We start from the raw sequence: 26,060 nt of genomic DNA, 5'->3' as shown, positions 1-26,060 counted from the left end.
GTAGGTCAGAGCGCTCGGGCACTGCCCAGCACCAGCGTGCCCGAGCTCATGAACATGCCGCCGACTCCGGTGACCAGGCTGACCTCGACCCCGGGGACCTGCGCGGCCGCGGTTCCGCGCACCTGGCGCACCGATTCCTGGATGGCGAACATGCCGTACATGCCGGTGTGGGTGTAGGAGAGGCCGCCGCCGTTGGTGTTCATCGGCAGCGGGCCGCCGGGCGCGGTGTTCCCTTCGGCGATGAAGGCGGGCGCCTCGCCCCGCTTCACGAAGCCGAGGTCCTCCAGGCCGTACACGGGGACGTGCGCGAACGCGTCGTAGATCATCAGGTGGTCCACGTCGCCGTGGGAGATTTCGGCCTGGCGTATGGCCGCCGCGCCGCCCAGCTCGATGGCGCGGGAGGAAGTCAGGTCGCGCAGCCCCGAGACGACCGAGGACTCGCTGGACTCGCCCGCGCCCAGCACGTAGACGGGCGCGCGGTGGTCGCGGGCACGCTCGGCCGAGGTGAGCACCAGCGCGCCGCCGCCGTCGGTGACCAGGCAGCAGTGCAGCAGGTGGATGGGGTCGGCGATCACGGGCGAGGCGAAAACGTCCTCGACCGTGATGGGGTCGCGGAGCCTGGCGCGTGGGTTGCGCGCCGCCCACTGGCGCTGGACGACCGGGACCATGGCCAGTTGCTCCTCGGTCATCCCGTACCTGTGCATGTATCTGCGCACGCCGATCGGGAACAGCGAAGGCGCGCCGAGCGGGCCGTGCGGGACCTCGAACTGCGCCATGAACGACTGTGGCGCGGGCGCCCACGGGACCATGCCCACCCGGGAGCGTCCCGACTCGCCGTGGGTGACCAGCACGGTGGCGCAGAGCCCGGAGGCGATGGCGGCCATGGCGTGCCGCACGTGCAGCATGAAGGAGCTGCCGCCGACGTTGGTGCCGTCCAGGTATTCCGGGACGATCCCCAGGTAGTCGGCCACGTCGACGGGCGACTCCCCCGCCGAGGCCACGCCGTCCACGTCCTTCGGGGTGAGGCCCGCGTCGCGGAGCGCGTTGACGGCCGCCTGGGCGTGCAGCTCCAGCGCGGACATGTCGGGCACCTTGCCGATGCGGCCGGTCTCGGCCGCGCCGACGACGGCGATCCTGCCCCGGAGGCTCATCCGGCCGCCTTTCTGAATCGGAGGACTTTCCGCTCGCCCCGGGCTTCGAAGAACGCTTCGAGCTCGCCGTCGATGACCGGTTCCCCGGCGATCCCGGCGAACAGCGTGGGCCCTTCGGCCAGGCGGACGACCCCCACCACGTACGGCACGTCGTCCTCGAAGCCGGGCGCGGCCCGGTGGTTGATCACGTACGACTCGAGGGTGGCCCGGCCGGAGACCGGTTCCAGGGTCACCTGGTCGGACGTGCAGGCCGGGCAGTAGGCGCGCGGGTAGAGGAAGAAGCCGCCGCACGCGCCGCACCGGGGCACTTTCAGTTCGCCCGCGTCCACGGCCGCGAAGAACGCGGCGGTGTCAGGGGTGGGCAGGGGCAGGGGTTTCACCCGGATCTCCGTTCGGCAGCAGCAGGTGTTTGCGGAGTTTCCCGTTCGCGCCGCGCGGGAGGCTGTCCACCACCTCGATCCGCCGGGGCAGCTTGAACCCGGCGATCCGATCGCGGCAGAAGGCGATGATCTCCTCGCGGAAGCCGGGTCCGGCGGCGTGCTCGCGGGCGGCCTCGGTCGGCTGGATCACCGCGCAGACGATCTCGCCCCACTCCTGGTCGGGCACCCCGACGACCCCGGCGTCGGCGATTCCCGGGTGTTCCAGCAGCGCGGCCTCCACCTCGGCCGGGTAGACGTTGACCCCGCCGGAGACGATCACCTCGGCGGTCCGGCCGAGCAGGAAGAGGTACCCGTCCTCGTCGAGGTAACCGAGGTCGCCCACGGTCACGTAGTCGTCGACGACGCTGGACCTGGTCTTGTCCGGGTCGCCCCGGTACTCGAAGGCCCGGGGGCCCATCTCCAGGTAGACCCGGCCCCGCTCGCCGGGGCCGAGCTCGCGCCCGTGCTCGTCCATGATCCGGACGGCGGCGCCCGGCTGGGCCCGGCCGACGCTGCCCGGCCTGGCCAGCCACTCGCGGGCGGAGATGACCGTCCCGGCGGCCTCGCTGGCCCCGTAGTACTCGTAGACCACCGGGCCGAACCAGTCGATGATGCCGCGTTTGACCGCCGGTGGGCAGGGGCCTGCGCCATGGATCAGGTTGCGCATGCTGGATATGTCGTAGGATCCGCGGACCTCTGGATCGAGGGCGAGGAGCCGGTGCATCTGGGTGGGCACCACGTGTGTCGTGGTCACCCGCTCTCGCTCGATCAGCCGGAGCATGCCTTCGGCGTCGAACCGCTCCATCAGGACCACCCGGTGTCCCAGGTGCAGCGAGGTCAGCGCCAGCCCGTTCACCGCCGTGTGGGACAGCGGGGAGGTCACCAGGTGGGTGCCGTCCTTGAACGGCTCGACCTCGAACATGCCCAGCTGCCAGGCCGCGCCGGCGGCGAAGACATCGTCGGGGTCGCCGGTGACGAGGGCCCTCAGCACGCCTTTCGGGCGTCCGGTGGTGCCGGAGGTGTAGGCCATGAAGGCACCGGCCGCGCGATCCTCGACCCACTCCCCCGGGTACGGCGAGGCGGCGTCGGCCAGCACACGGAAGCCGTCGGCGGGTGCCGTGGCGAACCGGCGTTCCCCGCCCATGCCCGCCTGGTCGAGGGCGGCGCGCACGGTGGGTGCGTATTTCGGGGAGGTCACCACCGCGCCGGGCACGCAGTCACCGATGATGTGGGCGATCTCGGCGGCGCTGAGCGCGGTGTTGACCGGGACCAGATACCACCCGGCCTGGTGACAGGCGAGCACGGTCTCCAGCGCGGCGACCTCGTTGGCGGCCACCAGCGCGACCCGGTCCCCGTGCGTCAGGCCCAGCGAGCGCAGCAGTCGGGTGACGCGGTTCACCCGAGCCAGCAGTTCGCGCGCCGTGACCTGGGTTCCGTCCGGTTCGACGGCCGCGACGTTCGCGGGGAACCTTCGGGCGATGCGCCAGAATCCCAGCTCGGGGAGGTTCATCGGGCCAGCAGCCGTTCAGCCAGGGCGCGGCGGTGCTCTCTGACGGTGCCATACATGGCCGACACCGACATCGACCGTTTCAGCCAGAACTGCAGGCCATACTCCAAGGTGAACCCGATCCCTCCATGTAACTGAAGCGCCGCGACATCAGCCGGTTTGGCCGCCTCACCCGCATAAGCCTTGGCAACGGCAGCCCTGATCGCGGCATCGGGGGCGGCAGTGTCACGAAACGCCGCGAAGGCCGCGGCCTGTGAAAGATCCACTGCCGTGGCAACATCCGCCAGCTTGTGCTTAACCGCCTGAAAGGACCCAACCGGCCGGCCGAACTGGTGCCGCGTCTTCACATACCCCACAGTCATGTCGAGCAGCCGCGTGCTCACTCCAGTGAGCAAGCAGGCGCTACCCGCCACCAACCGCGTCCACGCCCGTTCCACGGCTTCAGCGTCCGTGCTCACCAGTCGCCCTTCTCCGGCGACCCGGTAGAGGGGATGAAGCGGATCAACGGCATCCTGTCGCTCAACTACCAGCGCGGTCTGTTCGACGGCGGTTACGTCGCCGTCGCAGAGCAGGAGCAGGTCTGCCGAGGCCGCGTAAGGAACGACCGGGGTGCGTGCGCCGAAGGACAAGGACACCAGGGCGTCGCCGGAGGCGATGCGTGGGAGCCAGGTCGAGGCGAAGTCCTCAGGGCAGGACTCCTGGATCAGGAGGGCGCCTGTAATCGTTTCCAGGATGGGTTCCGGGACGGCGAACTCGCCCAGGAGATGGAGTACGGGGGCCAGCACGTGCTCGCCAAGACCGGCCCCGCCCCACCGCTCGTCCAGCACGACCGAGGTCAGGCCGATCCCGGCCAGCCGCCGCCACAAGCCCGGGTCGTGGGCGGCGTCCAGGTCCATCCGGCGGCGCAGGTGCGGCTCGCCCGCGTGTTCCGCCAGCAGGCGGCGGGTCAGCTCGAGGAGGTCACGCTGCTCCTCATCGAGGGGAACGTTCATCACCGGGGCTCCCTGGGCAGGCCGAGCAGGCGTTCGCTGATGATGTTGCGCTGGATCTCGGAGGTGCCGCCGAAGATCATGGCGGCGCGGGCGTACCAGTACCGGTGATGCCAGTCCGCCCAGGCCTCGGCGGCCCTCGGGGTGAGCGCCGCGCGCGCCGCGGGCGAGCCGCCGCCCAGGGCGGCCAGCCCGCCCATCAGATCCAGCCCCGCCGTGAAGATGTGGTGCTGCGTCTCGGTCCAGAAGAGCTTGTTGACGCTGGCCCGCGCGTCCAGATCGGCGCCGCCCTCGGCCAGCTCCGCCAGCCGGTACACGTTGGCCCGGTACACCTCGGTCTCGACGAACAGCCGCCCCAGCTCGTCCAGGGCCAGCGCGTCGCCGGCCAGGCCGCGCGCCCGCACCAGCTCCGCGAACGACGCCACGTCGGCCGAGTATTTGGCGTGGTCGCCGAAGACGGCCCCGCGCTCGAAGCCGAGCGTGGACATCGCCACCCGCCAGCCGTCGCCGATCTCCCCCACCGCGTTCGCGACGGGCACCCGCACGTCGGTGAAGAACACCTCGGCGAAGCCCTCGGTGCCGTCCACCATGGCCAGCGGGCGGACCTCCACCCCGGGCGAGCGCAGGTCCACGCAGAGGAAGGTGATCCCCCGGTGCTTGTTCTCCCGGCCCGCCTCCGGATCGGTGCGCACCAGCGCGAAGATCCAGTCGGCGAAGGCGCCCAGCGAGGTCCAGATCTTCTGGCCGTTGACGACGAACTCCTCGCCCTCGCGGACGGCCTGGGTGCGCAGCGAGGCCAGGTCGGAGCCGGATTCGGGCTCGCTGAACCCCTGGCACCAGATGTCCTCGCAGGACAGCAGCCGGGGGATCCAGCGGGCGCGCTGCGACGGGGTGCCGTACTTCATCAGGATCGGGCCGAGCAGGTAGAGGCCGCCCATGTTGACCCGGGCGGGGGCGCCCGCGCGGTAGTACTCCTCGGCGAAGGCGATGGTGTGGAAGAGGTCCGCGCCGCGCCCGCCGTACTCCTCGGGCCAGTCGACGGCGGCGTAGCCGCCCTGGAACAGGACCCGCTCCCACGCGCGGTGCCGCTCGAACCCCTCGGGGCTGGTGTACGGGCCGAGCGGCTCGCGCGGGACGTGCCCGGCCAGCCACTCCCGCGCCCGAGCCCGGAACTCCGTCACGTCCCGGGTCACGCGGCCAGCCCGAGAGCCCGGGAGACCTCGCGCATGGTGGCGGGGTAGGTCTCGGGTGTCATGCGCAGCGAGAGGTTCACGCTGTCGGCGCCGAGTTCCAGGTAGCGCTCCACGGCCGGGCGGAGGTCGGCGACGGCGCCGTGGAAGCGGAGCCCGGCGATGACGTGGAAGTCGGCGCGGGATCGGCCGTGCTCGCGCAGGCCGGCCTCGATCTCGGCCAGGTGGCGGGCGAAGTCGCCGGTGGTGAGGTTCCAGGGGTACCAGCCGGTGGCGTACCTGGCGGCGCGGCGGATGGCCGGCCGGGACTGGCCGCCCACCAGCACGCGGGGCAGCGGGCGCCCGGAAGCCCACAGTTCGGGGATGGCGGCCAGGTTGCGCTCGAAGCGCGCGCCGCGCTCGGCGAAGGGCACCCCGGCGGCGGCGTACTCCTCCGCCGACCAGCCGACCCCGACGCCCAGGTCGAAGCGCCCGCCGGTGAGCAGGTCGAGCGTGGCCAGTTCGCGGACGAGCAGGCGCGGGTCGCGCAGCGGCAGCAGCAGCACCGATGAGCCGACGCGCAGCCGCGTGGTGTGGCGGCACAGCTCGGCGGCCGTCTGGAGCACGTCGAGCAGCCCCTGCTCCTGGGCCGCCTCCACCCGGGGCGTGCCCTCTCCGTAGGTGTGCACCTCGGCCACCTCGGGGTTGGCCGGGTTCGGCGCGGCCGGGTAGGGGTAGGCGGACTCGTAGTCCTCGAAGAAGACCAGGTGTTCGGGCAGCCACAGCGAGGAGAAGCCGGCCTCCTCGGCCGTCCGCGCGAACGCGCGCAGGTAGGCCAGGTCCCGCTGCGGTGATCCGTCGAACAGGTCAACCAGGCCGACCCGCATCGCCGCTCCTTTCCGATCGCTCATATCAGGGCCCGCACGTGTTCGGGCGTGGGCAGCGCGGCGAACACCGCGACCAGCTCGTCCACGTCCAGCGTGGGGTCCGCGGCGAGCATCTCCCTGGCCTGGGCGAACTCGTGGCTGGGCACCAGCCAGGTGCGCCTGACCCGCTCCCGGCCGGCCTCGCCGAGCGCCTCGGCCAGCCCGGCGAGCGCCGCGCGCAGCGCGCCCGCCGGGACCAGCCAGCCGAGCCAGCCGTCCGCGTGCCCGGCGAGCAGCCGCAGGACCGTACGGTCACCGTGGCGGACGTGCACCTTCACGCCCCCGCCCGCCGGCCGGGGGAGGGCGATCGCGCCGCGGAACACGACGCGCTCGCCCTCGTAGGTCGCTCTCGGCTGCGACCACAGGGCCCGCATGGCGGCCAGGTGCGCCACGGCGGTCCGCTGCTCGGCGTCCTGGTCGCCGCCCAGGTCGAGCCCGTACTCCAGCCGGCCGCCGCTGAACCAGTCCAGCGTGGCGACCTGCTTGGCGCGCACGGCCGGGCTCCGGGCGGCGAGCACGTCCCCGCTGAGCCGGATCCCGAGCCCGCTGGTCGCCCGCGCCACGCACTGCAGCGCGAGGACCGCGTCGTGCCCGCCGGACGCGGCCTGCTCCCGGTCGCCGCTCGCCCACCAGGAGGCGAACCCCGACCGCTCGGCGGCCTCGGCGGCCGCCTCGAGCTCGCCGAGCAGGCCGGGGCCCGCGGCGGTGATGTCGCACGCTATGCCGAACTCCACGAGGATGTCCTTCAGCCGTTGCCGATCGCGCTGAACTTGCCGTCCGCGGTCCACTCCAGGTAGACGCCGGGCGATTCGAGGATCGCCTGGCCGCCCTCGTACCGGAGGCCGCCGTAGACGGACTCCTGCGTGGCGACCTTCGCCAGACCCTGCCCGACCGCCTCGGGGGCCGCGCCGGCGCCCGCGTTCTTCAGGCCCATGGCCAGCAGCCACATCGCGGTGTAGCCCTGCGCGGCGAACATGTCGGGGGCCGCGTTGAACTTGGCCCGGTAGCGCTCGGTGAACTTCTTGGCCGTGTCATTGACGGGGTGGTCGGCGGCGAAGGGGGTCGCGAACGCCAGCCCTGCCAGGCCGGCGCCGCCGGCGTCGAACAGGGCGGGCCCGGAGGCGCCGTAGCTGGACAGGATGCGCTTGTCGTAGCCGCGGTCGCGGAGCGAGCGGGCCAGCAGCGCGGTGGGCGTGCCCAGCGTGCTGGCGACCACCACGTCCGGGGCCTGGGCCTCGATCTGGGTGGCGGTGGCGGTGAAGTCCCGGTCGGCGGACCCGACCGCGATGGTCTCCAGCACCTTGACGCCGTTGCGCTCCAGCGCCGCCTGCCACACCTTGCCGTCGGCGACCATGGCGTCCACGTCGCCGTTGACGACCACGACGGCCGTCTTGTACGCCTCCGCCTTCGCCATGCTGTCGACGAACTTGTCGTACACGCCGCCCGGGGAGGAGGGCAGGACGACGGGGCGGAACAGGTGCGGCGGGGAGGCGAGCCCCTCCAGGATCGCCGAGGTGACGATGGCGGGCACCTTGCTCTGCCGGATGACCGGGGCCAGCGCCCCCGCTTCGTTGGAGAGGCCGCAGCAGAGCACTCCGGCCGCGCCCTCGGTGGCGTACTGGCGGTAGAGGGCGATCGCCTTGGCCGGGTCGGACTTGATGTCCTCCACCTTCAGCTCGACGGTCGCGCCCTGGCCGAGGAACGCGGTCTGGTTGATCTCCTCGACGGCGACTTCCGCGCCCTGGACGATGGGCTTGCCCGCGAACGCGGCGGCGCCGGTGAGCAGCGCGGGGAAGCCGACCTTGTAGACCTGGCCCTCGGCCGCCGCGCCCGGGGCGTCGTCGCCGGACGTGCCGCACGAGGCGAGGATCATGACGGCGGAGAGCGCGGCACTGACGACGGCCAGGCGTGTTCCTCTCCTTGCGGTGGTTTGACGAGACACGATGCGCCCTCCTGGGTTAAGGCCCCAACAACCGGACCCCCGATGCTGTAAAGCAAATGCTTGCTTTTAAAGCAACTGCTTGATTATGTGTGAGGTGAGAACGGACAGGCAAGGGGTCGGCGGCTGCTTTTCGGTCACGGTCCGGTCAGGACGGCGCCGCCGCGGTCGATGACCGTGCCGCCATCGGCCGAGGTCAGGAAGCTCACCTCGGCGCCGTCGCGCCACAGCGCCACCGAGAGGGTCTCCCCCGGCAGCACCGGCCGGGAGAAGCGCCCGGACATGCCCCTGAGCCGGGAGGCGTCCCCCGCGCAGAGTTCGTTGACGATCGCGCGGGCGGTGAAGCCGTAGGTGCACAGGCCGTGCAGGATCGGCCGGGCGAAGCCGTACCTGGCGGCGAAGGCCGGGTCGGAGTGCAGCGGGTTACGGTCGCCCGTAAGCCGGTAGAGGAGCGCCTGGTCGGGCCGGGTCGCCAGGCGGATCACGGCGTCCGGCTCGCGATCCGGTGGCGACCACTCCGTGCGGGGCCCGCGCTCCCCGCCGAAGCCGCCCGCCCCGCCCAGGTAGGCGCAGGAGCGCGCGACCGCGAGCGGTTCCCCGGTCTCCGCGTCGGCCGTCCGGGTCTCGGTCCAGACCAGGGCGTCCCTGCCCTTGTCCCACATGTCGGTGACGGTGACCGTGGACACCGCCCGGCCCGCCGGGGGAAGCGGGCGTTCCAGCTGGAAGTGCTGCTCGGCGTGTACGGCCCTGCCCTGGTCATACGTGCCGATCTCGGGCAGCCCGCCGTGGTGGCCGAGGAGCACGGCGAAGCTCGGGATGACCTGCTGCGCGAACCCGGCGCTGTGCTCGGTGGTGAACTGGAGTTCCGCGCCGGGATCCTGCGCGCCGGCGCCCACGGCGAGCGCGTAGAGCAGCGTCTCGCGGGCGGTCCACTCAGTCGTGAAAGGGCCTACCGTGCTGCCGATGTAGCCGGGGTCCAGGGGCATGCCGTATCTCCGTTCAAACGCTCAACCGGGTTCGCGGGCCCGCCTTGAGCAGCCGGGACGGCAGCTCGCGGCCGACGATCTCCTGCGCCAGGGCGGCCACCTCCAGCAACGCCTCCAGGTCCACGCCCGTGTGCACGGACAGCTCCTGGAGCAGGTAGACCGCCTCCTCGCTGGCGATGTTGCCGGTGGCCCCCGGCGCGTACGGGCAGCCGCCGAGGCCGCCCACGCTGGCGTCGAACTCGGCCACTCCCAGCTCCAGGCCCGCGACCAGGTTGGCCAGGCCGGTGCCCCGGGTGTCGTGCAGGTGCAGGGCGAGGCGGGTGTCGGGGGCCTGGTCGCGGAAGAGGCCGGTCAGCCGCCGGACCCGGGGCGGCGAGCCCATCCCCGTGGTGTCGCCGAAGCACACCGAGTCGGCCCCGTCGGCGACGGCGCGCAGGGCGAACGCGGCGACGCGCTCGGCGGGCACCTCGCCCTCGTACGGGCAGCCGAACGCGGTCGCGACGATCACCTGGCAGGTCGCGCCGCTGCCGTGGACGAAGTCGATCACCTCGGCGATCCCGTCGAGTGATTGCTCCGGGGTGCGGTTCACATTCCGCAGGTTGTGCGTCTCGGAGGCCGACACGACGACCTCCAGGTCGGTGAAACCGGCGGCCAGCGCGCGGCGCGCACCGTTCAGATTGGGCACCAGCGCCGAGTACCCGACGCCGGGGGCAGGCGCCACCGCGGCCCACACCTCGGCCGCGTCCGCCATCTGCGGGATGGCCCTGGGGTGGACGAACGCCACCGCCTCGATGCGGGACAGGCCGGTCGTGCCCAGCGCCGCGATCAGCTCGGCCTTGCGCGCGGCGGGCACCGGGAGCTCGTTCTGCAGCCCGTCGCGCGGGCCCACCTCGCGCAGCACGACGCTGGACGGGATGTCGGACATGGCTACACTCCGAGGGCGCGGGCGACGAGGTCGCGGTGGTGTGCGGGGGTGCCGAAGAGGGCGAAGCCGGTCAGCGCGCGCCGGAAGTGGTGGGAGAGCTCGTGCTCCCAGGTGAACCCGATCCCGCCGTGCACGTGGATGGCCTCCCTGACCACGTGCAGCACGGCGTCGCCGGTCCGCGCCTTGGCCATGGAGGCGGTGAGCTCCCAGCCCGGTTCCGCGGCGGCGGCCTGGTCGAGCGCGCATTCCACCGCCGACCTGGCGGTGGCCAGCTCCGCGTACATGTCGGCCAGCTTGTGCTTGATCGCCTGGAAGGAGCCGATGGCGCGGCCGAACTGGGTACGGGTCCTGGCGTAGTCGACGGCCAGCCGCAGGCATCGTTCGCCGATGCCGAGGGCGTCCGCCGCGGTCAGCAGCGCGCCTTCGGTGAACGCCCGCGCGGCCAGCTCACGCGCCCGCGCGCCCTCCGCCAGCACCTGCCCGGGGGTCCGGTCCAGGGTCAGGACCGCCAGGCCCCGGCCGTGGTCCAGCGCCCGCATCGGCTCGACCAGCAGGCCGTCCGCGCCGCGCTCGACCAGGACCAGAGCGGTGCGGGCCAGCACGATGTAGTGGGTCGCCGCCTCGCCGGCCGCGACGAACTGCTTGCGCCCGGAGATCCGGCACTGCTCCACCTCGGTCACCGGCGCGTCCAGCGCCAGCCCGGCACTGTCCTCGTGCAGGGCCAGGGCCACCACCGCGCGCCCGGCCACGATCTCCGCCAGCAGCTCGCGGCCCGGCTCGGCGCCGGACCTGGCCAGCAGCGGCACGGCCAGCCCGGCCGTGACCAGGAGCGAGGCGGGCAGCCCGACCCGGCCGGCCTCGATCAGGGCGGCCCCCAGGTCGGCGATGGATCCGCCCTGGCCGCCCGCCCGCTCGTCCAGCAGCAGGCCGGGCAGGCCCAGCTCCTCGGCGAGCGCCCGCCACAGCGGCTCGCCAGGCCCGCCGAGGGACTCCCGGCTGACCGCGACCGGGCTGCGGGCGTCGAGGAACCGGCCGACGGTCTCCCCGAACTCGGCGCGGAGCGCCGCGTCCTCCCTCATGCGGGTCCTTTCGTGCTGTCGAGCAAGCAATTGCTTCAATCTTGGATCAGACCGCGGCCCCGGCCGGGGGCGGCCCCGGCTTCAACGGGCCGGGACGTTCACCCCGTTCAGGAGCAGCTCGGTCTCGATGTGGATGATCTCGTCGATGCTGATGGACCCGTGGGGGTCGAACCAGCGGATGATGGCCTGCACGGCGCCCATCACGGTCCGGTACACCATGCGCGAGCTGAACTCCTTACGGAAGGAGCCCTCGGCCATGCCGGCGTCGATGACGTCCATCCAGATCTGGGCGATCTCGTTCTGGCCGCGGGCGATGCTCGGGAAGTCCTGCACGTAGTGCCAGTCGTTCTGCAGGATCAGGACCTGGTAGCGGTTGCGGGCCACGCTCAGCAGCGCCCGCGCCATCAGCTCCCGCAGCGCCTCGGCGGGACCCGCCGCGTCCGCGACCGCGGCACGATACTCCTTGATCACCGTGTCCAGGTACTCCAGGAGCACCTGCTCGACGATCGCCTCCTTGGAGTCGAAGTAGTAGTAGAGGCTGCCGGAGAGCATGCCCGCCTCGTCCGCCACGTCGCGCACCGTCGCGCTGGAGAAGCCCTTCTCGGCGAAGACCTTGGCCGCGGCGAGCAGGACGCTCTCCTTGCGCGCCTGCCCGATGGGCGATCCGGTCGACTTGCGCCGGTTCCCGGTAGCGCTCTTGGTGGTCTTTCCTGGAGGGGTCATCGAGTGTCCTACCTCAACTGAACAACGGTCAGGGAAATTTCGGCGGGTTCGCCCCGGTGGCTCAGGGCGCTCGATCCGACACGATCGAGACGGCGCTCACGAGCGCGCCGGGACTACCTCCTTGATTCTGCACCAGGCCGAACCCGGGGTTGACTACTTGACGTTCCCCGGCCTCGCCCCGGAACTGCAGCCACATCTCGAACAGCATGCGCAGCCCGCTCGCGCCGACGGGGTGGCCGAAACTCTTCAGGCCCCCGTCGGGATTGACCGGCAGCGCGCCGCCCAGGTCGTACCGCCCGGCCAGCACATCCTCCCAGGCCCGGCCGCGGGCCGAGAAACCGAGTTCCTCCATCAGCACCAGCTCGGTCGGCGTGAAGCAGTCGTGCACCTCGGCCAGCGAGATCTGGGTGGCCGGGTCGGTGATCCCGGCCTGCTCGTACGCCACCCGGCTGGAGTTGACGACCTCGGGCAGGTCGGAGTAGTCGTACCGGTCGTCGTTGCGCCCGGTCGCGGAGCCGGCGCTGAGCGCGAGCGCGTGCACGTACAGCGGACGGTCGGTGTACTTGCGGGCGTCCTCGGCCCGGACGATGACCGCCGCCGCGGCGCCGTCGGCCACCCCGGAACTGTCGAAGACGCTCAGCCGCCCGGCGATGGCCGGGGCGCGCGCGATGACCTGCTTCGGCACGCCCTTGCGGAACTGCGCGCGCGGGTTGAGCGCGCCGTTGGCGTGGTTCCGCCAGGCGATGTGGGTCATGGCCTCCTTGACCTGCTCCTCGGAGATCCCGTAGCGGCGCGCGTAGGACGGCACGATCATCGAGTACATGGCGGGCGCGCTGAGGTTGGCGGGCGTGCCGTCGCCGGGCACGCTGGGCATCTCCAGGCCGGAGAAGCCGAAATCCTTCAGCTTCTCGCCGCCCACCGCCATCACCGTGTCGTACGCCCCTGAGGAGACGGCGTAGCAGGCGTTCCTGAACGCCTCGGAGCCGGTGGCGCACATGTTCTCCACCCGGGTGACCGGGCGGTCGGCGATGTTCATCGGCCGGGTCAGGGTGAGGCCGGAGACGCCCGAGGTCATCGTGCCGAGCCAGAAGGCGTCCACGTCGCCGAGCTCCAGGCCGGGCACGCTCCCCACGGCCCCGAGGGTCGCCTCGACCAGGAGGTCGTCGACGTCTTTGTCCCAGAGCTCGCCGAATCGGGTGCAGCTCATGCCGACGACGGCCACCGGGTTCTTCAGGGCGTGGGCGGGCATCAGGACTCCTCCTCGTGGGGGCGAACCTTCCAGATGTAGTTGCGGATCTCGTTGGCGGCCACGCCGGCGAGCCGGAAGACGGGCTCCACCCGGTCCCCGATGGCCACCTCGCGCCCGGGGGCGTCGGTCATCTCGAACTCGAACCGGCCGCCGCCGTCGAAATCCACGGCCACCGCCTTGGCCGGGAGCTGGACCGACTCCGAGAGCCAGTCGTCGGTGAAGGTCGCCACGGTGCCGAGCAGGTCGCGCAGGGACACCGGCTCGCCCCGGTCGGCGGCCCCGCAGCCGAGGCAGACCCGGCGCGGCGGCAGGTTCCTGGTGCCGCAGGCGGCGCACTGGGCCGCGGTGAAGGAGAACTTCCAGCGCATGTTCCGCCAGGAGGCGGGCGGGGCGGGGGCCTTGGCCTCGGGGCGCCGCGGCGGCTCCCGGTCGAGCAGGCCCCGCCAGGTGAGGTAGTCGGCGTAGCGGAGCGGGAGCACCGCGCGGGGCTCCGGCGGGACGGCCGCCCGGTAGGCGGCCAGCTTCGGCGTGGCGCGGAACACGAACGCGTCGGCCCCGTCGGCGGCCAGCACGGCCAGGATCGTCTGCCCCGGCTCGGCCTGGTCCAGCGCGGCGCAGAGCCGGACGCCGAAGTCCGCCGCGCCCGCGTAGCCGGTGTCGGCGGCGAGCCCGGCGGTGAGCCGGGCCGGATCGAAGCGGCGGCGCGCCTCCCGCACGGCCCGCGCGTGCGGACCGCTGATCACGACGTGGTCGATCTCGTCTGGTTCCAGCCCCGCCTCCTTGGCCGCCGCCGCGGTCACCGCCTCGACGGCCTCCAGGTAGTCCTCGACGCCGAACCGTTCCTCCCAGGTCCTGGTGCGGATCGCGCCGGGAGCCCGCCAGCGGTCCAGCAGCTCCATGGTGCGGGCCGCCCCGCCCAGCAGCTCCGCGACGGGATCGTCCCCCGTGGTGAAGGCGGCGGCCGCGTCGCCGCCGAGCAGCTCGTCCTCCGAGCCGGGCAGCCCGTACCTCAGATCGGCCAGCGCGACGACCGCTCCGCCGCCGCGCAGGCCCGCCCGCAGGGCGCCCGCGCCGGACCTGATGGCGCCGCCCGCGTCGAAGGCCGCCAGCTCCTCGGGCAGGCCGAGTGCCATGGCGATCGCGGCGGCGTTGCTGCGCTCCAGATAGGCCGGGCGGGTGCTGGCGAACCACAGCTCGGCGGCCGCGAATCCGGGCGCGCGTCGCAGCGCGCGCCGGGCCGCCTCCACCGCGAGCGTGGTGCTGTCCTCGTCGTGCCCGGCCACCGCGCGCGCACCGCTCAGCCCCGGCTGCCCGAGAGAGGCGCCGATCTCCCCCCGGTCGAGCCGGTACGCCGGGACGTACACACCGTAGGAGGTGATTCCGCTCATCAAGGCTCCTCTTGGTCCTGGTACGCGTCCCGTGAGCGTGTAAATCAAGCGATTGCTTTGCTAGCATAGCCAGACCCGGACGGCGAGAGCAAACAGCCGCCCGACCGACCAGGAGGACCATGAACCGGCTATCGGAGGAGGAGTTCCACCGCGAGGCGGCCGAATTCCTCGGCTCCTACACCACCCGCCGCTCCGGCGGGACCGGCCGCCCGGTCTGGGGCCAGGGCGACGACCGGGTCTCGGTGGTCGCCGAGCGGGCCGAGGGCGAGCAGGAGGAGATCGCCCGCCTCAAGGACTACCGCGCCGCCCTCGACCGGGCCGGGCTGTCCTGGATCAACGGCCCGGCCGCCTACGGCGGGCGCGAGCTGCCCACCCCGTACGCGACCGCGTTCCGCGAGCTGGAATCGCAGTACGACCTCCCCGACGACGGCTACACCCGGTTCAGCGTCTCCACGTTCTGCCCCGCGCTGCTCACCCACGGCTCGGACTTCCTCAAGACCACCTACCTGCGCCGCCTCAGAACCGCCGAGCTCCTGGCCTGCCAGCTCTTCTCCGAGCCGGGCGCGGGCTCCGACCTGGCCGGTCTGGCCACCCGGGCGGAGCGGCGCGGCGACGGGTGGGTCCTCAACGGGCAGAAGGTGTGGAGCTCCGGCGCCCACTACAGCGACCTGGGGCTGTGCATCGCCCGGACCAACCGCGACGCGCCCAAACACTCCGGGCTGTCCACCTTCCTGGTCGACATGCGGGCGCCCGGCGTCGAGATCCGCCCGATCCGGCAGCTGACCGGCGGCGCCTCCTTCGACGAGGTGTTCCTCACCGACGTGTACGTGGCCGACGACCACCGCCTCGGCGAGGTGGACCAGGGCTGGCGGGTGGTGGTGGACGTGCTGCTCAACGAGCGCGGCGCGATCGGCCTGGAGAGCGGGCTCGATGAGGAGTTCCTCGCCCGCCTGGTGGACCTGGTCAGGCACACCGGCGCGGCCGGGGACACGCGGATCCGCGACGCCTTGGCCGACCTGCACATCAGGAGCTGGGCGGCGCGCGAGACCACCGCCCGGATGCTCGCCGCCGGGACCCCGGGCCCTGAACTGGCCGTCACCAAACTGATCCTCACCGACCTGCTGCGCCGGGCCGGGGACATCGCCGCGGACGTGCTCGGCGCCGCCCTGGTCGCCGACACCGGCGAGTGGGGCACCTACGCCTGGTCGGAGCTGATCCTCGGGCTGCCCGGCCTGCGGGTCGGCGGCGGCACCGACGAGATCATGCGCAACGCCGTGGGCGAGCGCGTGCTGGGACTACCGAAGGACGCCCGATGAAGATCGACCTTGGCCTGATCGGCTCCTCCGCCGCCGTCTGCGGCCCCGCCGCGGCGTGGGCCGAGCGGACCGGCTTCGACGGCGTGTGGGCGAGCGAGAGCGTGACCGACGCCTTCCTGCAGTCACAGGCGGCCCTCATGGCCACCAGCGGGACGACCGTCGGCACGGCCATCGCGGTGGCCTTCGCGCGCAACCCGATGTCCACCGCGTACCTGGGGTGGGATCTGGCCGCGCTGTCCGGCGGACGCTTCGTGATGGGCCTGGGCACCCAGATCCAGGCGCACGTCGAGCGGCGCTTCTCCATGCCGTGGGGCAGCCCGGTGGCGCGCATGCGCGACTTCCTCACCGCGCTGGACGCGATCTGGAGCGCGTGGCGCACCGGGACGAGGCTGAACTACGAGGGGCCCTACTACCGGCACACCCTGATGTCGCCGGTGTTCACGCCGGACCGGCACGAGCTGCCCATCCCGGTGATGATCGCCGCCGTCGGGGATCGGATGACCGAGCTGGGCGGGGAGCTGTGCGACGGCCTGATCCTGCACGGCATGACCACCGCCGCGTACCTGGACGAGGTCACCCTGCCCGCGCTGGAGCGCGGCCTGGCCGCGGGCTCGCGCGAGCGGTCGCAGGTGTCGCTCTACTGTCCCATTTTCATGGTGATGGGTGACACCGAGGAGCAGTTCGAGGCGATGAAGCGCAAGACCAGGGAGCAGATCGCGTTCTACGCCTCCACCCCCGCCTACCGCCGCGTGCTGGCCAGCGTGGGATACGAGGAGCTGCAGCCCGAGCTGCGCGAGCTGTCCCGCGCGGGCGAGTGGGCCAGGATGGGCGACCTGATCGACGACACGCTGCTGGGGCACATCGCGGTCCTGGGACGGCCCGAGGAGATGCCGAAGCTCTGCGCCGAGCGGTTCGCCGGACGGCTGGACCGGATCTCGTCCTACTACCCGTGGCCGGTCGAGGACGACCGGCTGACCGACATCCTCCGCGGCTTCGCCGACGAGGGACAGCGAGAGGCGGCCCGATGAACGACTGGCGGGAGACGACCGACAGGCAGGCTGTCACCGACGTGCTGCTCGCCTACTGCGACCTGGTGGACCGCGCCGAGGTCGACGAGCTGGCCGCCATCTTCACCGAGGGCGCCTGTTTCGACTACGGCAACGGCGCGGTGTTCACCGGCAGGGAGTCATTGCGCGCCCTCTTCGCCGACCGGCTGGGGCGTTATCGCGCGACCAACCATCACCTGTCCAACATCCGGGTGGAGCTGTCCGGCGACGCCGCGTCGGCCGTCAGCTACGTCTACGCCTGGCACGAGAGCGCGGCCAACGGCGAACAGCTGCACATCTGGGGACGGTACGTCGACACGCTGGCCCGATCGGGAGAAGGCTGGCTGCTGGACACCCGCCAGGTACGGGTGGCCGGGGCCGCGACACATCCGGCGTTCCCGCTGCCAGAGCGGTTCGAGCGGTATGCGCGCCGCGACCTCGGCTGACCTTTGCACACCCGCAAGGTGCGGGTGGCCAGGGCCGCGACCCACCCGGCGTTCCCGCTGCCAGAGCGGCCCGCGCGGTATCCCCGCCGCGACCTCAGCTGACCTTTGCTCACCTCGGCTGACCTGGCTCACCTTGGCTGGTTCCGGCTCACCTCGGCTGGCTCCGGCTCACCTCGGCTCACCTCGGCTCGCCTTGGCTGAGCTGGTCAGCGTGAGCTGAGGCGTGGGGTGATCGGGCTGATCTCGTGGTAGCGGCCGTCCACGTAGACCAGTGGGGCGTTGTCGGCCGCACCGTTCGCCTGGGCCTCCACGACCAGGCCGATGACGATCGTGTGGTCGCCCGCCTGGAAGCGCTCGGCCAGGCGGCACCTCGCCCAGGTTCCCACCCCGCGTAACAACGGCTCGCCGGACGGGAGCGGGGTCCACGACTCCGGGTCGCTGAAGCGCTCGCCGGCGCTGCGCGCGAACCGGGTGGCCAGGTGCGAGTGGCCGACCTCCAGCCAGTGCACGAGCGCGGTGTCGGCCTGGGAGAGCGCTTCCAGGCTGGAGGAGGTGTGGGCGATCGCGAACGACAGCAGCGGCGGGGCGAGTGACACCGAGACGACCGAGGTCGCGGTGAAGCCCACCGGCCCGCCCGGCGACTCGAACGTCACCACGGTGACCCCCGCCGGGTGGTGGCGGAACACCGAACGGAACAACTCACCAGACACATGCTCATGCGTCACAGCAACCATCCCGAGCACTTCCAAATCGGTGATCGATTTCATTGCACAGCAGATCCAAGCGTCCTGGTTAGGGCGGAAACAACGTCCCTACCGGACATCTCGACCTTAGAAGGCGGCGCCGCGCGATGTCAAGCAATTGCTTGCTTTACTACACGCCGCCGGATCGGCCATCGCGCGCGGCACTGCTAGGGTGGCTAGCTGTGATCGAATTGCGGCGAAATGGAGCGGATGCGTTCGTCGCGGCGCTGGATGCCGTGCTCGACATCTACACGGCGGCGATGCGGCCGCCCCCTGATCAGCTCTCCGGGCGCATGGCCATCATGCGCAATCACGCGACTTATCCGGATTTCGTATGCGTGTTCGCAACGGCGCCGGAGATCGTGGGGTTCGCCTACGGGTTCCGGGGGGCGCAGGGGCAGTGGTGGCACGACGTGGTGCGGCGGGCACTATTCGAGCGGGCAGGGCCCGTGATCGCGGATGACTGGTTCGGGAACGCGCTCGAACTGGCCGAGATCCACGTCCGGCCGGACTTCCAGGGCAAGGGCATCGGACGCGCGATGATCAAGGCCATCTGCGCGGACCGGACCGAGCGGACCGCCGTGCTCTCCACGCATGACGCACCCACCGCGGCCCGGCATCTCTATCGGAGCGTCGGCTTCCTCGATCTGATGACCGAGTTCGTCTTCCCCGGCGGATACGAGACGTACGCGATCGCCGGGACGCGACTCCCTCTCGCTTAGAGCGCCTGACAGAACGAGCGGGTCGCCGCGTTACTCGCCGTTATCCGGCGCCGTTCACGCAGGTGACGGTTCTCGCCGCACCGGCGCCAAGAGGGCTCTTCGAACTTGGCCGGGGAAAGAGTCTCAATCTCCCGGCTCGGCCGCAGTTCGCCCCTCCAGAAGGTCAAGGTCAGCGGAGCCTGAAGACGTCCACTGGTCCAGGTCGGCCAACGGCTCCCGGTCAACTTCGAAGACCCGCCAAGAGTGGCAGCGAGGTGCCGGACGCTATGCCGGAGAGACCGAAGAACGCATAGAGCGATGGCAGTTGGTCGCTTAACGCGGGCGGCAGGACGGCGGCGGCATTCTGTTCGAGACCCTCGCCTAGACGACTGCGGGGACCAACGCCTGGAAAACCTCGCGGGTGGCGCTGGAGCGGTTGAAGGTGATGAAGTGAATGCCGGGAGCGCCCTCGTCCAGCAGGGTCTGGCAGAGTTCCGCGGCGTGTTCGATGCCCAGGCGGCGCACCGACTCCGGATCGTGGGCGACGGCCTCGAAGCGGGCGGCGACCTCGGGCGGGAAGGGCGCGCCGGACAGCTGTTCCGAGCGGGCGATCGTGCTCATCTGGGTCACCGGCATGATGCCGGGAATGATCGGCGTATAGCAGCCCTTGGCCGCCACCCGGTCCCGCAACCGGAGATAGTCGTCGGCTTTGAAGAACATCTGGGTGATGGCGTAATCAGCGCCGGCACGGCATTTACGGACGAACTGCTCGGTGTCCGACTCGATCGTCGCCGACCGCGGGTGTTTGTACGGAAAAGCCGCCACACCAACGCAGAAATCCCCCGACTGCCGGATCAGCCGGACGAGATCCTCCGCATACTCCACCCCTTCCGGATGCCGCACCCAGGTCCCCATCGGATCCCCCGGCGGGTCCCCCCGCACGGCCAGGATGTTGCGCACTCCGGCGTCCGCGAATCGCCCCACCAAATGCCGCAATTCCCGAATGGAATGATTGACCGCGGTGAAATGCGCCACAGGCGTGAGCGTCGTGCTGTGCGCGAGCCGCTCGACGATGGACACCGTGTGATCCCGGTTCCCGCCACCCGCGCCGTACGTCACCGAGACGAAGGTCGGGCGCAGGGCCTCGAGCTCCCGGATCGCCCGCCACAGCTGCCGCTCCCCCTCGTCGGTCTTCGGCGGGAAGAACTCGAACGAGAAGGACCGCTCACCGGCGGCGAGCAGGTCCTTGACCGTCGGAACACGGTCAGGCAATCGCGACGGAAGACCTAGAGACATACCCCACAGGTTACAGGTCCGTCCCGGGAAGCCGAGATCCACTATGTCTCATTCATGATCTTTAGTGCCTTTTCGGCCCATCCGCCCCGGGGGAAGGGGATAAGGATCAATGGAAGATACCCTCTCATACATGACAAAAGTCACGGGTCCGCTGGAGCTCATCCGCCCGGACGTGGACCGCGCGCTACAGCGGTTCCTCGACCGGCAGCGCCCCGCGTTCGACGATCCCGACCTGATCTCGGTGATGTCGGCGGCGGAGGACTTCCTGGCGGGAGGCAAACGACTGCGCCCGGCCTTCTGCTACTGGGGCTGGCGGGCGGCGGGCGGCGGCGTGGACCCGGGGGTGGTCACGGCGGCGGCCTCCCTGGAGTTGCTGCAGGCCAGCGCGCTCGTGCACGACGACGTCATGGACTCCAGCGACCTGCGCCGCGGCATGCCGTCGGCCCACCGCCGGTTCGAGAAGCTGCACCTGGACGCGGAGTGGAGCGGCTCGGCCCTCCAGTTCGGCGAGGGCGCCGCCATCCTGCTCGGCAACCTGCTGCTGATCTGGTCCGGCGAGATGTGGCGGACCAGCGGCGTGCCCGCCGACTCCCTGGCCGCCGCCCAGCCGGTCTACGACCACATGCTCACCGAGCTGATGAGCGGGCAGTACCTGGACCTGCTCGAACAGGCGCACGGCGAGAACACCTTCGACAGCGCGCTGCGGGTGGCCCTCTACAAGAGCGGCAAATACTCCGTCGAGCAGCCCCTCCGCCTCGGCATGGTGCTGGCCGCCCGCTCGCGCGAGCCGTGGATCGACCGGTTCTGCGCCGAGTACGGCCAGAAGGTGGGCATCGCCTTCCAGCTCCGCGACGACGTGCTCGGCGTGTTCGGCGACCCGGTCGAGACCGGCAAACCCGCCGGGGACGACCTGCGCGAGGGCAAGCGCACCATGCTGATCGCGCGCGCGCTCGCCGCCGCCTCCAAGGCGCAGGCACACGACGTGCGGAACCTGCTCGGCGACCCGAAGCTGGACGCCGAGGGGGTGGCCCGGCTGCGCGCGGTGATCGAGGACACGGGGGCGCTGGCCTACTGCGAGGACATGATCGGGCGCTACCTCCGCGACGCGCTGGACTCCCTCCAGACGGCCGGCATCACCGCCGACGCCCGCGAGGCCCTGGCGGCCCTCGCCGTGGCCGCCACCGCGCGCCGGACCTGAACCCGGCTAACGCGAGCTACCTCGGGCCACCCGGCCAACGCGGCCACCCGGCTAAGAATGCCCAACAGAATGCCGCCGCCGCTCTTGGCGCCGGTGCGGCGAGAACCGTCACCTGCGTGAACGGCGCCGGATAACGGCGAGTAACGCGGCGACCTGCTCATTCTGTTGGCGCTCTAAGCCCGGCTAAGACGGCGCTTGAACTCGGCGGCGGCGGCCTTCGGGTCGTCGGCCTCGGTGATGGCCCGGACGACGACCACGCGGCGCACGCCGTACGACAGGACCTCGTCGAGGTTGGCGAGGTTGATGCCGCCGATGCCGAACCACGGGCGGGCCAGGCCCGCGGCATGGCGGAGCAAGGCGGGTCCGGCGGCCGGGCGGCCCTGTTTGGTCGGGGTGGGCCAGATCGGGCCGCAGCAGAAGTAGTCGACCCCGGGCTCGACGGCGGCGGCCGACGCCTCGGCCTCGGCGTGGGTGGACCTGCCGATGAGCACGCCGGGGCCCAGGATCGCCCGGGCGGCCGGGACCGGCAGGTCGTCCTGGCCCAGGTGCAGCACGTCGGGCGCGAACCCGGCCAGCCCCGCCGCGAACGCGAGGTCGGCCCGGTCGTTGACCGCCAGCAGCGCACCGTGCCGGTCGCAGGCCGCGCGGAACCGTTCGAGCAGCGCGAGCTCCTCCCGCGCCTCCAGCCCCTTCTCACGCAGCTGGAGGATGTCCACCCCGCCCGCGAGCGCGGCGTCCAGGAACTCGTCCAGGTCGCCGCGGTCGCGTCTGCCGTCGGTGCACAGGTACAGGAGGGCACGCGAAAGACGCCGCCGGGCACCTTCGTAAGAGTCTTCAGTCACCCGACCACGATGTCATGCGCTGAGAAGCCCGGGCGTCAGGAGCCCGGGCGTTAGAAGCCCAGTGCCTGGGCCCGCCTCTTGACCTCCGTGTGGCGGCCCGCCACGATCGCGTCGATGGGCGCGCCGGGGAGCGAGTCATCGCTGGTGAACAGCCAGCGAATGGACTCGACCTCGCCGTATCCGGCGTCCGCCAGCACGGTCAGGGTGCCGGGCAGGCCCTTGATGACATCGTCTCCGGCCAGGAAAACCGCCGGGATCTGCGGCTCGCCTCCGCCTCTGCGGACTCCGACGAGCTTCTTGTCCTTGATGAGCTGCTTGGCCCGGCCGATGCTCAGGCCCAGCGTCTTCGCGACCGTTGAGAGCGGAAGCCAGTCCCCCACCAGTTGGTCGGTCTCTCGGTCGATCTGTGCAACAGTAAGCGTCACGCCACCACCATTACCACATGGCGCGTGCCATGAAACACTTCGATTAAGCCACAGTGCAATCACGCAGGGTCACTCCGGGGTCGGCGAGCCGTACCACGTCGACTCTCTGGCGGCTTTCGACGAGCCTGCGGCCCTGGAGTAAGTCGCGCGGGCGGTCGACGGTCAGGATGGCCGTGAGGCGGTGGTCGTCGGTCAGCCAGCAGACCGACCAGCCGGCGTCGCGTTCCGGGTCGCCGCGCAGGATCATGCGGGCGCCGGCGTGGTGGCCCGCGTACTGGACCATGTGGTTGAACTGCTCGGACCAGAAGTAGGGCACCGGGTCGAAGACGGCGGATTCCCCCATCAGGCTGGCGGCGGCCACGTCGGGGCCGTTGAGGGCGTTGTCCCAGTGCTCGATCCGCATCCGGCGGCCGAAGCGGCGCGACCACCAGTTGGCGCAGTCGCCGACGGCGACCACGTTGGGGGCGAACGTGCGCAGGTGCTCGTCCACCAGGACGCCGTTGTCGAGCTCCACGTCGGAGCCCTCCAGCCAGGCCACGGCGGGCCGCACGCCCACGCCGGTGACGACCACGTCGGCTTCGATCCGGTCGCCGGTGAGCAGGGTCAGGCCGTCCGGGTCGACCGTCCCGACCTTGGTGCCGAGGAGGAGTTCGACGCCCGCCTCCGCGTACCACGGGATGGTGTAGGCGCCCACGGGGAGGGCGCCGGCCAGCGGCGCGTCGTCGGCCTCGACCACGGTCACCTGGCAGCCCGCGCGGGCGGCGGCGGTGGCCACCTCGGCGCCGATCCAGCCCGCGCCGATGATCGCCACCCGGGTCTCGGGGAGCAGCTTGGCGCGCAGCGCCAGGGCGTCGTCGATGGTCCGCAGGACGTGCTGGTGGCCCTCCCCGCGGAGCACGATCGGGGTGGCCCCGGTGGCGACCACCAGGCCGTCGAACTGGAGCTCACCGTCGGTCGTCTCCACGACGCCGTCGCGCAGGCCCTTGGCGGCCGTGCCGAGCCGCAGCGTCACGTCCAGCGCGTCCAGGTCGGAGTCGACCACCGAGGAGTCGGCGGCGCCGAGCAGCACGGCCTTGGAGAGCGGCGGGCGGTCGTAGGGGCGATGGGCCTCCTCCCCGACGAGCGTGATGCGGCCGACGAACCCGTGGGCCCGCAGGGCCTCGATGCTCCGAATTCCGGCCAGGCCGGCTCCCACCACCACTACGTGATCCACGCCCTGACCATAGATTGCCTACGGGGGCACTCGCCAATGGAGATTGGGTAACAAATTGGGTAAGTACCGCGCACACTATGTGAATGGCGTGTTGTGCGTTGCGGGTGCGGACCCGAGTAGGCTGATGCGGTAAGACGCGCGGGAGTCCGGCTGACCGGGCTGAGAGGAGAACTCTCCAAGGTTCTCGACCGCTATGACACCTGATCCGGATAATGCCGGCGAAGGGAGCGCGGTGCCTGAATCCGCAGTTTCGGAAAGTGGCAAGAATACCGATTTCGACGTGGCCGTCGTCGGGGCCGGTGTGGTCGGCCTCGCCATCGCCTGGCGGGCCGCCCTGCGGGGGCTGCGGGTGGCGGTCGTGGACCCGGATCCCGGGCGTGGCGCGACCTACGCCTCGGCGGGCATGCTGGCGCCGGTCAGCGAGGTCACCTTCACCGAGGAGCCGCTGTTACGGCTCGGTCTGGAGTCGCTGGCCCGGTGGCCGTCGTTCCGTACCGAACTGGAGGAGGCCAGCGGCCGGACCGTCGACTACCGCACCGACGGCACGCTGGAGATCGCCTACGACTCCGACGACCTGGCCCAGCTGGACGACCTGGCCGGCTTCGAGGAGACGCTGGGCCTGCGGGTCGAGCGCCTGACCGGCCGCGAATGCCGCAAACGCGAACCCATGCTGGCGCCGTCGGTGCGCGGCGGCCTGCTGGCCCGCGACGACGCCTGGGTGGACCCGCGCCTGCTCGCCCCCGCCCTGTGCGCGGCGCTGGCCCGGGCGCGCGCCACGTTCGTCCCGGAACCGGCGTTGAAAGTCCAGTCCGGTCTGGTACGGCTGGCGGAGGGCGCCGTCCGGGCCGAGCAGATCGTGGTCGCCACGGGCGCCCGGTCGGCGGCGTTGCTGCCCGGCCTTCCGGTCCGCCCCATCAAGGGCCAGATCCTGCGCCTGCACGGCCCTCGCGGCTTCCTGACCGGATGCGTGCGGGGCTGGGTGCACGGCGTGCCGGTCTACCTGGTGCCGCGCGAGAACGGCGAGATCACGGTCGGCGCGACCATGGAGGAGCAGGGCTTCGACCCGAGAGTCACCGCGGGCGGGGTCTACCAACTGCTCAGGGACGCCCGCGACCTGGTGCCCGGCATCGCCGAGCTGGAGCTCGCCGAGACCAGGACGGGGTTCCGGCCCGGCACCCCCGACAACCTGCCGCTCATCGGTGCCACCGGCCTGCCCGGGGTGTATGTGGCGACGGGGCACCACCGGGCGGGCGTGCTGCTCTCGCCCATCACGGCCGACGCGGTCGCCGCCCTGCTCACCGGCGCTCCGCCGCCGCCGAGCCTGGCCGCCTGCGACCCGGCCCGATTCGATCGAGGAAACAGATGCGAGTGACGATCAACGGCAGCGGTCACGAGCTGCCCGAGGGGGCTTCGGTGGCGCATGCCGTACTGGCGCTGACGGGGCAGACGCGCGGCGTGGCGGTGGCCGTCAACGACGAGGTGGTGCGGCGGGGGGCCTGGGACGCCACGGCGCTCGCCGACGGGGACCGGGTCGAAGTGCTGACGGCGGTGCAGGGAGGATGACGGGCATGGATGACGTGGCTGACGACGTGCTGGTGCTGGGTGGCGAGAAGTTCGGGTCCCGGCTGATCATGGGCACCGGTGGCGCGCCGTCGCTGGAGGTGCTGGACCGGGCGCTGGTGGCGTCCGGGACCGAGCTGACCACGGTGGCCATGCGGCGGCTCGACCCGGCCGCCCAGGGGTCGGTGCTGGACGTGCTGCGGGCCAGGGACATCCGGGTGCTGCCGAACACGGCCGGGTGTTTCACGGCCGGGGAGGCCGTGCTGACCGCCCGGCTGGCCCGGGAGGCGCTCGGGACCGACTGGGTCAAACTCGAGGTCATCGCCGACGAGCGGACCCTGCTGCCGGACCCGATCGAGACCTTCGACGCCGCGGAACGGCTGGTCGCGGACGGGTTCACGGTGCTGCCGTACATCGGGGACGACCCGATCCTGGCGCGGCGGCTTGAGCAGGCCGGGTGCGCGGCGGTGATGCCGCTGGGCGCGCCGATCGGGTCCGGGCTCGGCGTGCGCAACCCGCACAACATCGAGCTGATCGTGGAGTCGGCCCAGGTGCCGGTGATCCTGGACGCCGGGATCGGCACCGCCAGCGACGCCGCGCTGGCGATGGAGCTCGGCTGCGACGCCGTGCTGCTGGCCACCGCCGTGACCCGGGCCAGGCGTCCTGAGCTGATGGCCGCCGCCATGCGCGACGCGGTCGGCGCCGGCCGGCGGGCGCGCCTGGCGGGCCGCATCCCCCGCCGCCGCTACGCTGAAGCGTCCTCGCCCGCGCGCGACCGGAGCGATCCAAAAAGCCAGTAAAGCTTTTTATGGGTCTCGGTTTGG

27 protein-coding genes and 1 riboswitch are annotated in these 26,060 nt (G+C 71.7%); of the genes, 8 read left to right on the top strand and 19 right to left on the bottom strand.

Annotated elements, in window-relative coordinates; all coding sequences use genetic code 11:
• Positions 1-5: 5 nt before the first annotated feature.
• From Aple_RS24300 to Aple_RS24235, 14 genes are all read right to left on the bottom strand, one after another.
• A complete protein-coding gene (locus tag Aple_RS24300) occupies positions 6-1,151 on the bottom strand; it encodes a thiolase C-terminal domain-containing protein (RefSeq protein ID WP_155346991.1) in 1,146 nt (381 codons plus the stop codon).
• Positions 1,148-1,531 (bottom strand): Zn-ribbon domain-containing OB-fold protein, encoded by a 384-nt coding sequence (locus Aple_RS24295; protein WP_155346990.1) that lies wholly within the window; start codon positions 1,529-1,531, stop codon positions 1,148-1,150. Before Aple_RS24295 ends, Aple_RS24300 begins: the two co-directional genes overlap by 4 nt.
• Positions 1,503-3,080 (bottom strand): AMP-binding protein, encoded by a 1,578-nt coding sequence (locus Aple_RS24290; RefSeq protein ID WP_155346989.1) that lies wholly within the window; start codon positions 3,078-3,080, stop codon positions 1,503-1,505. Before Aple_RS24290 ends, Aple_RS24295 begins: the two co-directional genes overlap by 29 nt.
• Positions 3,077-4,069, bottom strand: a complete 993-nt coding sequence (locus Aple_RS24285) for an acyl-CoA dehydrogenase family protein (protein WP_155346988.1) — start codon at positions 4,067-4,069, stop codon at positions 3,077-3,079. The genes Aple_RS24290 and Aple_RS24285 overlap by 4 nt, the downstream gene beginning before the upstream one ends.
• Entirely contained in the window at positions 4,069-5,259 is a 1,191-nt protein-coding gene (locus Aple_RS24280; protein ID WP_170321641.1) for an acyl-CoA dehydrogenase family protein, read from the bottom strand. The genes Aple_RS24285 and Aple_RS24280 overlap by 1 nt, the downstream gene beginning before the upstream one ends.
• Positions 5,256-6,122 (bottom strand): LLM class flavin-dependent oxidoreductase, encoded by an 867-nt coding sequence (locus Aple_RS24275; RefSeq protein ID WP_170321640.1) that lies wholly within the window; start codon positions 6,120-6,122, stop codon positions 5,256-5,258. Before Aple_RS24275 ends, Aple_RS24280 begins: the two co-directional genes overlap by 4 nt.
• 20 nt (positions 6,123-6,142) lie before the next feature.
• The gene (locus Aple_RS24270; protein WP_170321639.1) at positions 6,143-6,895 is read right to left on the bottom strand and encodes an LLM class flavin-dependent oxidoreductase; all 753 of its coding nucleotides are present in this window, start codon (positions 6,893-6,895) and stop codon (positions 6,143-6,145) included.
• 11 nt (positions 6,896-6,906) lie between these two features.
• A complete protein-coding gene (locus Aple_RS24265; RefSeq protein ID WP_155346984.1) occupies positions 6,907-8,103 on the bottom strand; it encodes an ABC transporter substrate-binding protein in 1,197 nt (398 codons plus the stop codon).
• Positions 8,104-8,237: 134 nt separating this feature from the next.
• A complete protein-coding gene (locus tag Aple_RS24260; RefSeq protein WP_155346983.1) occupies positions 8,238-9,086 on the bottom strand; it encodes a MaoC/PaaZ C-terminal domain-containing protein in 849 nt (282 codons plus the stop codon).
• A 13-nt stretch (positions 9,087-9,099) separates the two neighbouring features.
• The gene (locus Aple_RS24255) at positions 9,100-10,011 is read right to left on the bottom strand and encodes a hydroxymethylglutaryl-CoA lyase (protein ID WP_155346982.1); all 912 of its coding nucleotides are present in this window, start codon (positions 10,009-10,011) and stop codon (positions 9,100-9,102) included.
• A 2-nt stretch (positions 10,012-10,013) separates the two neighbouring features.
• On the bottom strand, positions 10,014-11,090 hold the full coding sequence (locus tag Aple_RS24250; protein WP_155346981.1) for an acyl-CoA dehydrogenase family protein: 1,077 nt from the start codon (positions 11,088-11,090) through the stop codon (positions 10,014-10,016).
• Positions 11,091-11,171: 81 nt separating this feature from the next.
• Entirely contained in the window at positions 11,172-11,813 is a 642-nt protein-coding gene (locus Aple_RS24245; protein ID WP_155346980.1) for a TetR/AcrR family transcriptional regulator, read from the bottom strand.
• Positions 11,814-11,874: 61 nt separating this feature from the next.
• Positions 11,875-13,062: an acetyl-CoA acetyltransferase gene (locus Aple_RS24240; RefSeq protein WP_155346979.1), complete on the bottom strand. Its 1,188-nt coding sequence runs from the start codon at positions 13,060-13,062 to the stop codon at positions 11,875-11,877.
• Complete coding sequence (locus tag Aple_RS24235) at positions 13,062-14,450, bottom strand: zinc ribbon domain-containing protein (RefSeq protein WP_155346978.1); 1,389 nt, start codon at positions 14,448-14,450, stop codon at positions 13,062-13,064. The genes Aple_RS24240 and Aple_RS24235 overlap by 1 nt, the downstream gene beginning before the upstream one ends.
• Before the next feature lie 119 nt (positions 14,451-14,569).
• On the opposite strand from Aple_RS24235, the gene Aple_RS24230 reads away from it, so the two are divergent.
• The 3 genes from Aple_RS24230 to Aple_RS24220 are packed head-to-tail and all read left to right on the top strand — an operon-like array spanning position 14,570 to position 17,258.
• Complete coding sequence (locus Aple_RS24230; RefSeq protein ID WP_155346977.1) at positions 14,570-15,766, top strand: acyl-CoA dehydrogenase family protein; 1,197 nt, start codon at positions 14,570-14,572, stop codon at positions 15,764-15,766.
• Entirely contained in the window at positions 15,763-16,794 is a 1,032-nt protein-coding gene (locus Aple_RS24225) for a TIGR03617 family F420-dependent LLM class oxidoreductase (RefSeq protein ID WP_155346976.1), read from the top strand. Before Aple_RS24230 ends, Aple_RS24225 begins: the two co-directional genes overlap by 4 nt.
• Positions 16,791-17,258: a nuclear transport factor 2 family protein gene (locus tag Aple_RS24220; RefSeq protein ID WP_155346975.1), complete on the top strand. Its 468-nt coding sequence runs from the start codon at positions 16,791-16,793 to the stop codon at positions 17,256-17,258. Before Aple_RS24225 ends, Aple_RS24220 begins: the two co-directional genes overlap by 4 nt.
• Positions 17,259-17,464: 206 nt before the next feature.
• On the opposite strand, the gene Aple_RS24215 is transcribed toward Aple_RS24220, so the two are convergent.
• Positions 17,465-17,983, bottom strand: a complete 519-nt coding sequence (locus Aple_RS24215) for a flavin reductase family protein (RefSeq protein WP_218038494.1) — start codon at positions 17,981-17,983, stop codon at positions 17,465-17,467.
• A 200-nt stretch (positions 17,984-18,183) separates the two neighbouring features.
• Here Aple_RS24215 and Aple_RS24210 point away from each other — a divergent pair, with 200 nt between their 5' ends.
• Positions 18,184-18,723: a GNAT family N-acetyltransferase gene (locus tag Aple_RS24210; protein WP_246264741.1), complete on the top strand. Its 540-nt coding sequence runs from the start codon at positions 18,184-18,186 to the stop codon at positions 18,721-18,723.
• Between the two features lie 360 nt (positions 18,724-19,083).
• Here Aple_RS24210 and metF read toward each other — a convergent pair whose 3' ends face one another.
• Positions 19,084-19,998: a methylenetetrahydrofolate reductase [NAD(P)H] gene (gene metF / locus Aple_RS24205; protein ID WP_155346972.1), complete on the bottom strand. Its 915-nt coding sequence runs from the start codon at positions 19,996-19,998 to the stop codon at positions 19,084-19,086.
• 130 nt (positions 19,999-20,128) lie between these two features.
• Here metF and Aple_RS24200 point away from each other — a divergent pair, with 130 nt between their 5' ends.
• Positions 20,129-21,196 carry a polyprenyl synthetase family protein gene (locus tag Aple_RS24200; RefSeq protein WP_155346971.1) on the top strand — a complete coding sequence of 356 codons (1,068 nt, stop codon included), beginning with the start codon at positions 20,129-20,131 and terminating at the stop codon, positions 21,194-21,196.
• A 173-nt stretch (positions 21,197-21,369) separates the two neighbouring features.
• Here the strand turns inward: Aple_RS24200 and thiE are convergent, their stop codons facing one another.
• From thiE to Aple_RS24185, 3 genes are read right to left on the bottom strand one after another with little or no spacing between them, the layout of a single operon-like run.
• Complete coding sequence (gene thiE, locus Aple_RS24195) at positions 21,370-22,038, bottom strand: thiamine phosphate synthase (RefSeq protein ID WP_155346970.1); 669 nt, start codon at positions 22,036-22,038, stop codon at positions 21,370-21,372.
• 50 nt (positions 22,039-22,088) lie between these two features.
• Complete coding sequence (locus Aple_RS24190) at positions 22,089-22,463, bottom strand: Rv2175c family DNA-binding protein (RefSeq protein ID WP_155346969.1); 375 nt, start codon at positions 22,461-22,463, stop codon at positions 22,089-22,091.
• Positions 22,464-22,506: 43 nt separating this feature from the next.
• The gene (locus Aple_RS24185) at positions 22,507-23,676 is read right to left on the bottom strand and encodes an NAD(P)/FAD-dependent oxidoreductase (protein WP_155346968.1); all 1,170 of its coding nucleotides are present in this window, start codon (positions 23,674-23,676) and stop codon (positions 22,507-22,509) included.
• A gap of 128 nt (positions 23,677-23,804) precedes the next feature.
• A riboswitch (TPP riboswitch) is annotated at positions 23,805-23,920 on the top strand.
• Here Aple_RS24185 and thiO point away from each other — a divergent pair.
• From thiO to Aple_RS24170, 3 genes are all read left to right on the top strand, one after another.
• Entirely contained in the window at positions 23,909-25,048 is a 1,140-nt protein-coding gene (gene thiO, locus Aple_RS24180; RefSeq protein WP_155346967.1) for a glycine oxidase ThiO, read from the top strand. It overlaps the preceding riboswitch by 12 nt.
• The gene (thiS, locus tag Aple_RS24175; protein ID WP_155346966.1) at positions 25,039-25,239 is read left to right on the top strand and encodes a sulfur carrier protein ThiS; all 201 of its coding nucleotides are present in this window, start codon (positions 25,039-25,041) and stop codon (positions 25,237-25,239) included. Before thiO ends, thiS begins: the two co-directional genes overlap by 10 nt.
• A complete protein-coding gene (locus Aple_RS24170) occupies positions 25,236-26,036 on the top strand; it encodes a thiazole synthase (protein WP_373869620.1) in 801 nt (266 codons plus the stop codon). The genes thiS and Aple_RS24170 overlap by 4 nt, the downstream gene beginning before the upstream one ends.
• Positions 26,037-26,060: the final 24 nt, after the last annotated feature.

The organism is Acrocarpospora pleiomorpha, assembly GCF_009687885.1.
In the GTDB taxonomy this organism is placed as follows: domain Bacteria; phylum Actinomycetota; class Actinomycetes; order Streptosporangiales; family Streptosporangiaceae; genus Acrocarpospora; species Acrocarpospora pleiomorpha.
Note: the sequence above shows the minus strand (reverse complement) of the source record. Positions and strands in the feature narration are given on the sequence as shown.

Bases quoted from the DNA above. Each gene is read 5' to 3' on its own strand.
- Aple_RS24200 (WP_155346971.1), top strand. From the start codon at position 20,129: ATGACAAAAGTCACGGGTCCGCTGGAGCTCATCCGCCCGGACGTGGAC.
- Aple_RS24250 (WP_155346981.1), bottom strand. From the start codon at position 11,090: ATGAGGGAGGACGCGGCGCTCCGCGCCGAGTTCGGGGAGACCGTCGGC.
- Aple_RS24220 (WP_155346975.1), top strand. From the start codon at position 16,791: ATGAACGACTGGCGGGAGACGACCGACAGGCAGGCTGTCACCGACGTG.
- Aple_RS24230 (WP_155346977.1), top strand. From the start codon at position 14,570: ATGAACCGGCTATCGGAGGAGGAGTTCCACCGCGAGGCGGCCGAATTC.
- Aple_RS24225 (WP_155346976.1), top strand. From the start codon at position 15,763: ATGAAGATCGACCTTGGCCTGATCGGCTCCTCCGCCGCCGTCTGCGGC.
- Aple_RS24285 (WP_155346988.1), bottom strand. From the start codon at position 4,069: ATGAACGTTCCCCTCGATGAGGAGCAGCGTGACCTCCTCGAGCTGACC.
- Aple_RS24240 (WP_155346979.1), bottom strand. From the start codon at position 13,062: ATGCCCGCCCACGCCCTGAAGAACCCGGTGGCCGTCGTCGGCATGAGC.
- Aple_RS24290 (WP_155346989.1), bottom strand. From the start codon at position 3,080: ATGAACCTCCCCGAGCTGGGATTCTGGCGCATCGCCCGAAGGTTCCCC.
- metF (WP_155346972.1), bottom strand. From the start codon at position 19,998: ATGTCTCTAGGTCTTCCGTCGCGATTGCCTGACCGTGTTCCGACGGTC.
- Aple_RS24260 (WP_155346983.1), bottom strand. From the start codon at position 9,086: ATGCCCCTGGACCCCGGCTACATCGGCAGCACGGTAGGCCCTTTCACG.
- Aple_RS24300 (WP_155346991.1), bottom strand. From the start codon at position 1,151: ATGAGCCTCCGGGGCAGGATCGCCGTCGTCGGCGCGGCCGAGACCGGC.
- Aple_RS24170 (WP_373869620.1), top strand. From the start codon at position 25,236: ATGACGGGCATGGATGACGTGGCTGACGACGTGCTGGTGCTGGGTGGC.
- Aple_RS24235 (WP_155346978.1), bottom strand. From the start codon at position 14,450: ATGAGCGGAATCACCTCCTACGGTGTGTACGTCCCGGCGTACCGGCTC.
- thiS (WP_155346966.1), top strand. From the start codon at position 25,039: ATGCGAGTGACGATCAACGGCAGCGGTCACGAGCTGCCCGAGGGGGCT.
- Aple_RS24255 (WP_155346982.1), bottom strand. From the start codon at position 10,011: ATGTCCGACATCCCGTCCAGCGTCGTGCTGCGCGAGGTGGGCCCGCGC.
- Aple_RS24245 (WP_155346980.1), bottom strand. From the start codon at position 11,813: ATGACCCCTCCAGGAAAGACCACCAAGAGCGCTACCGGGAACCGGCGC.
- Aple_RS24275 (WP_170321640.1), bottom strand. From the start codon at position 6,122: ATGCGGGTCGGCCTGGTTGACCTGTTCGACGGATCACCGCAGCGGGAC.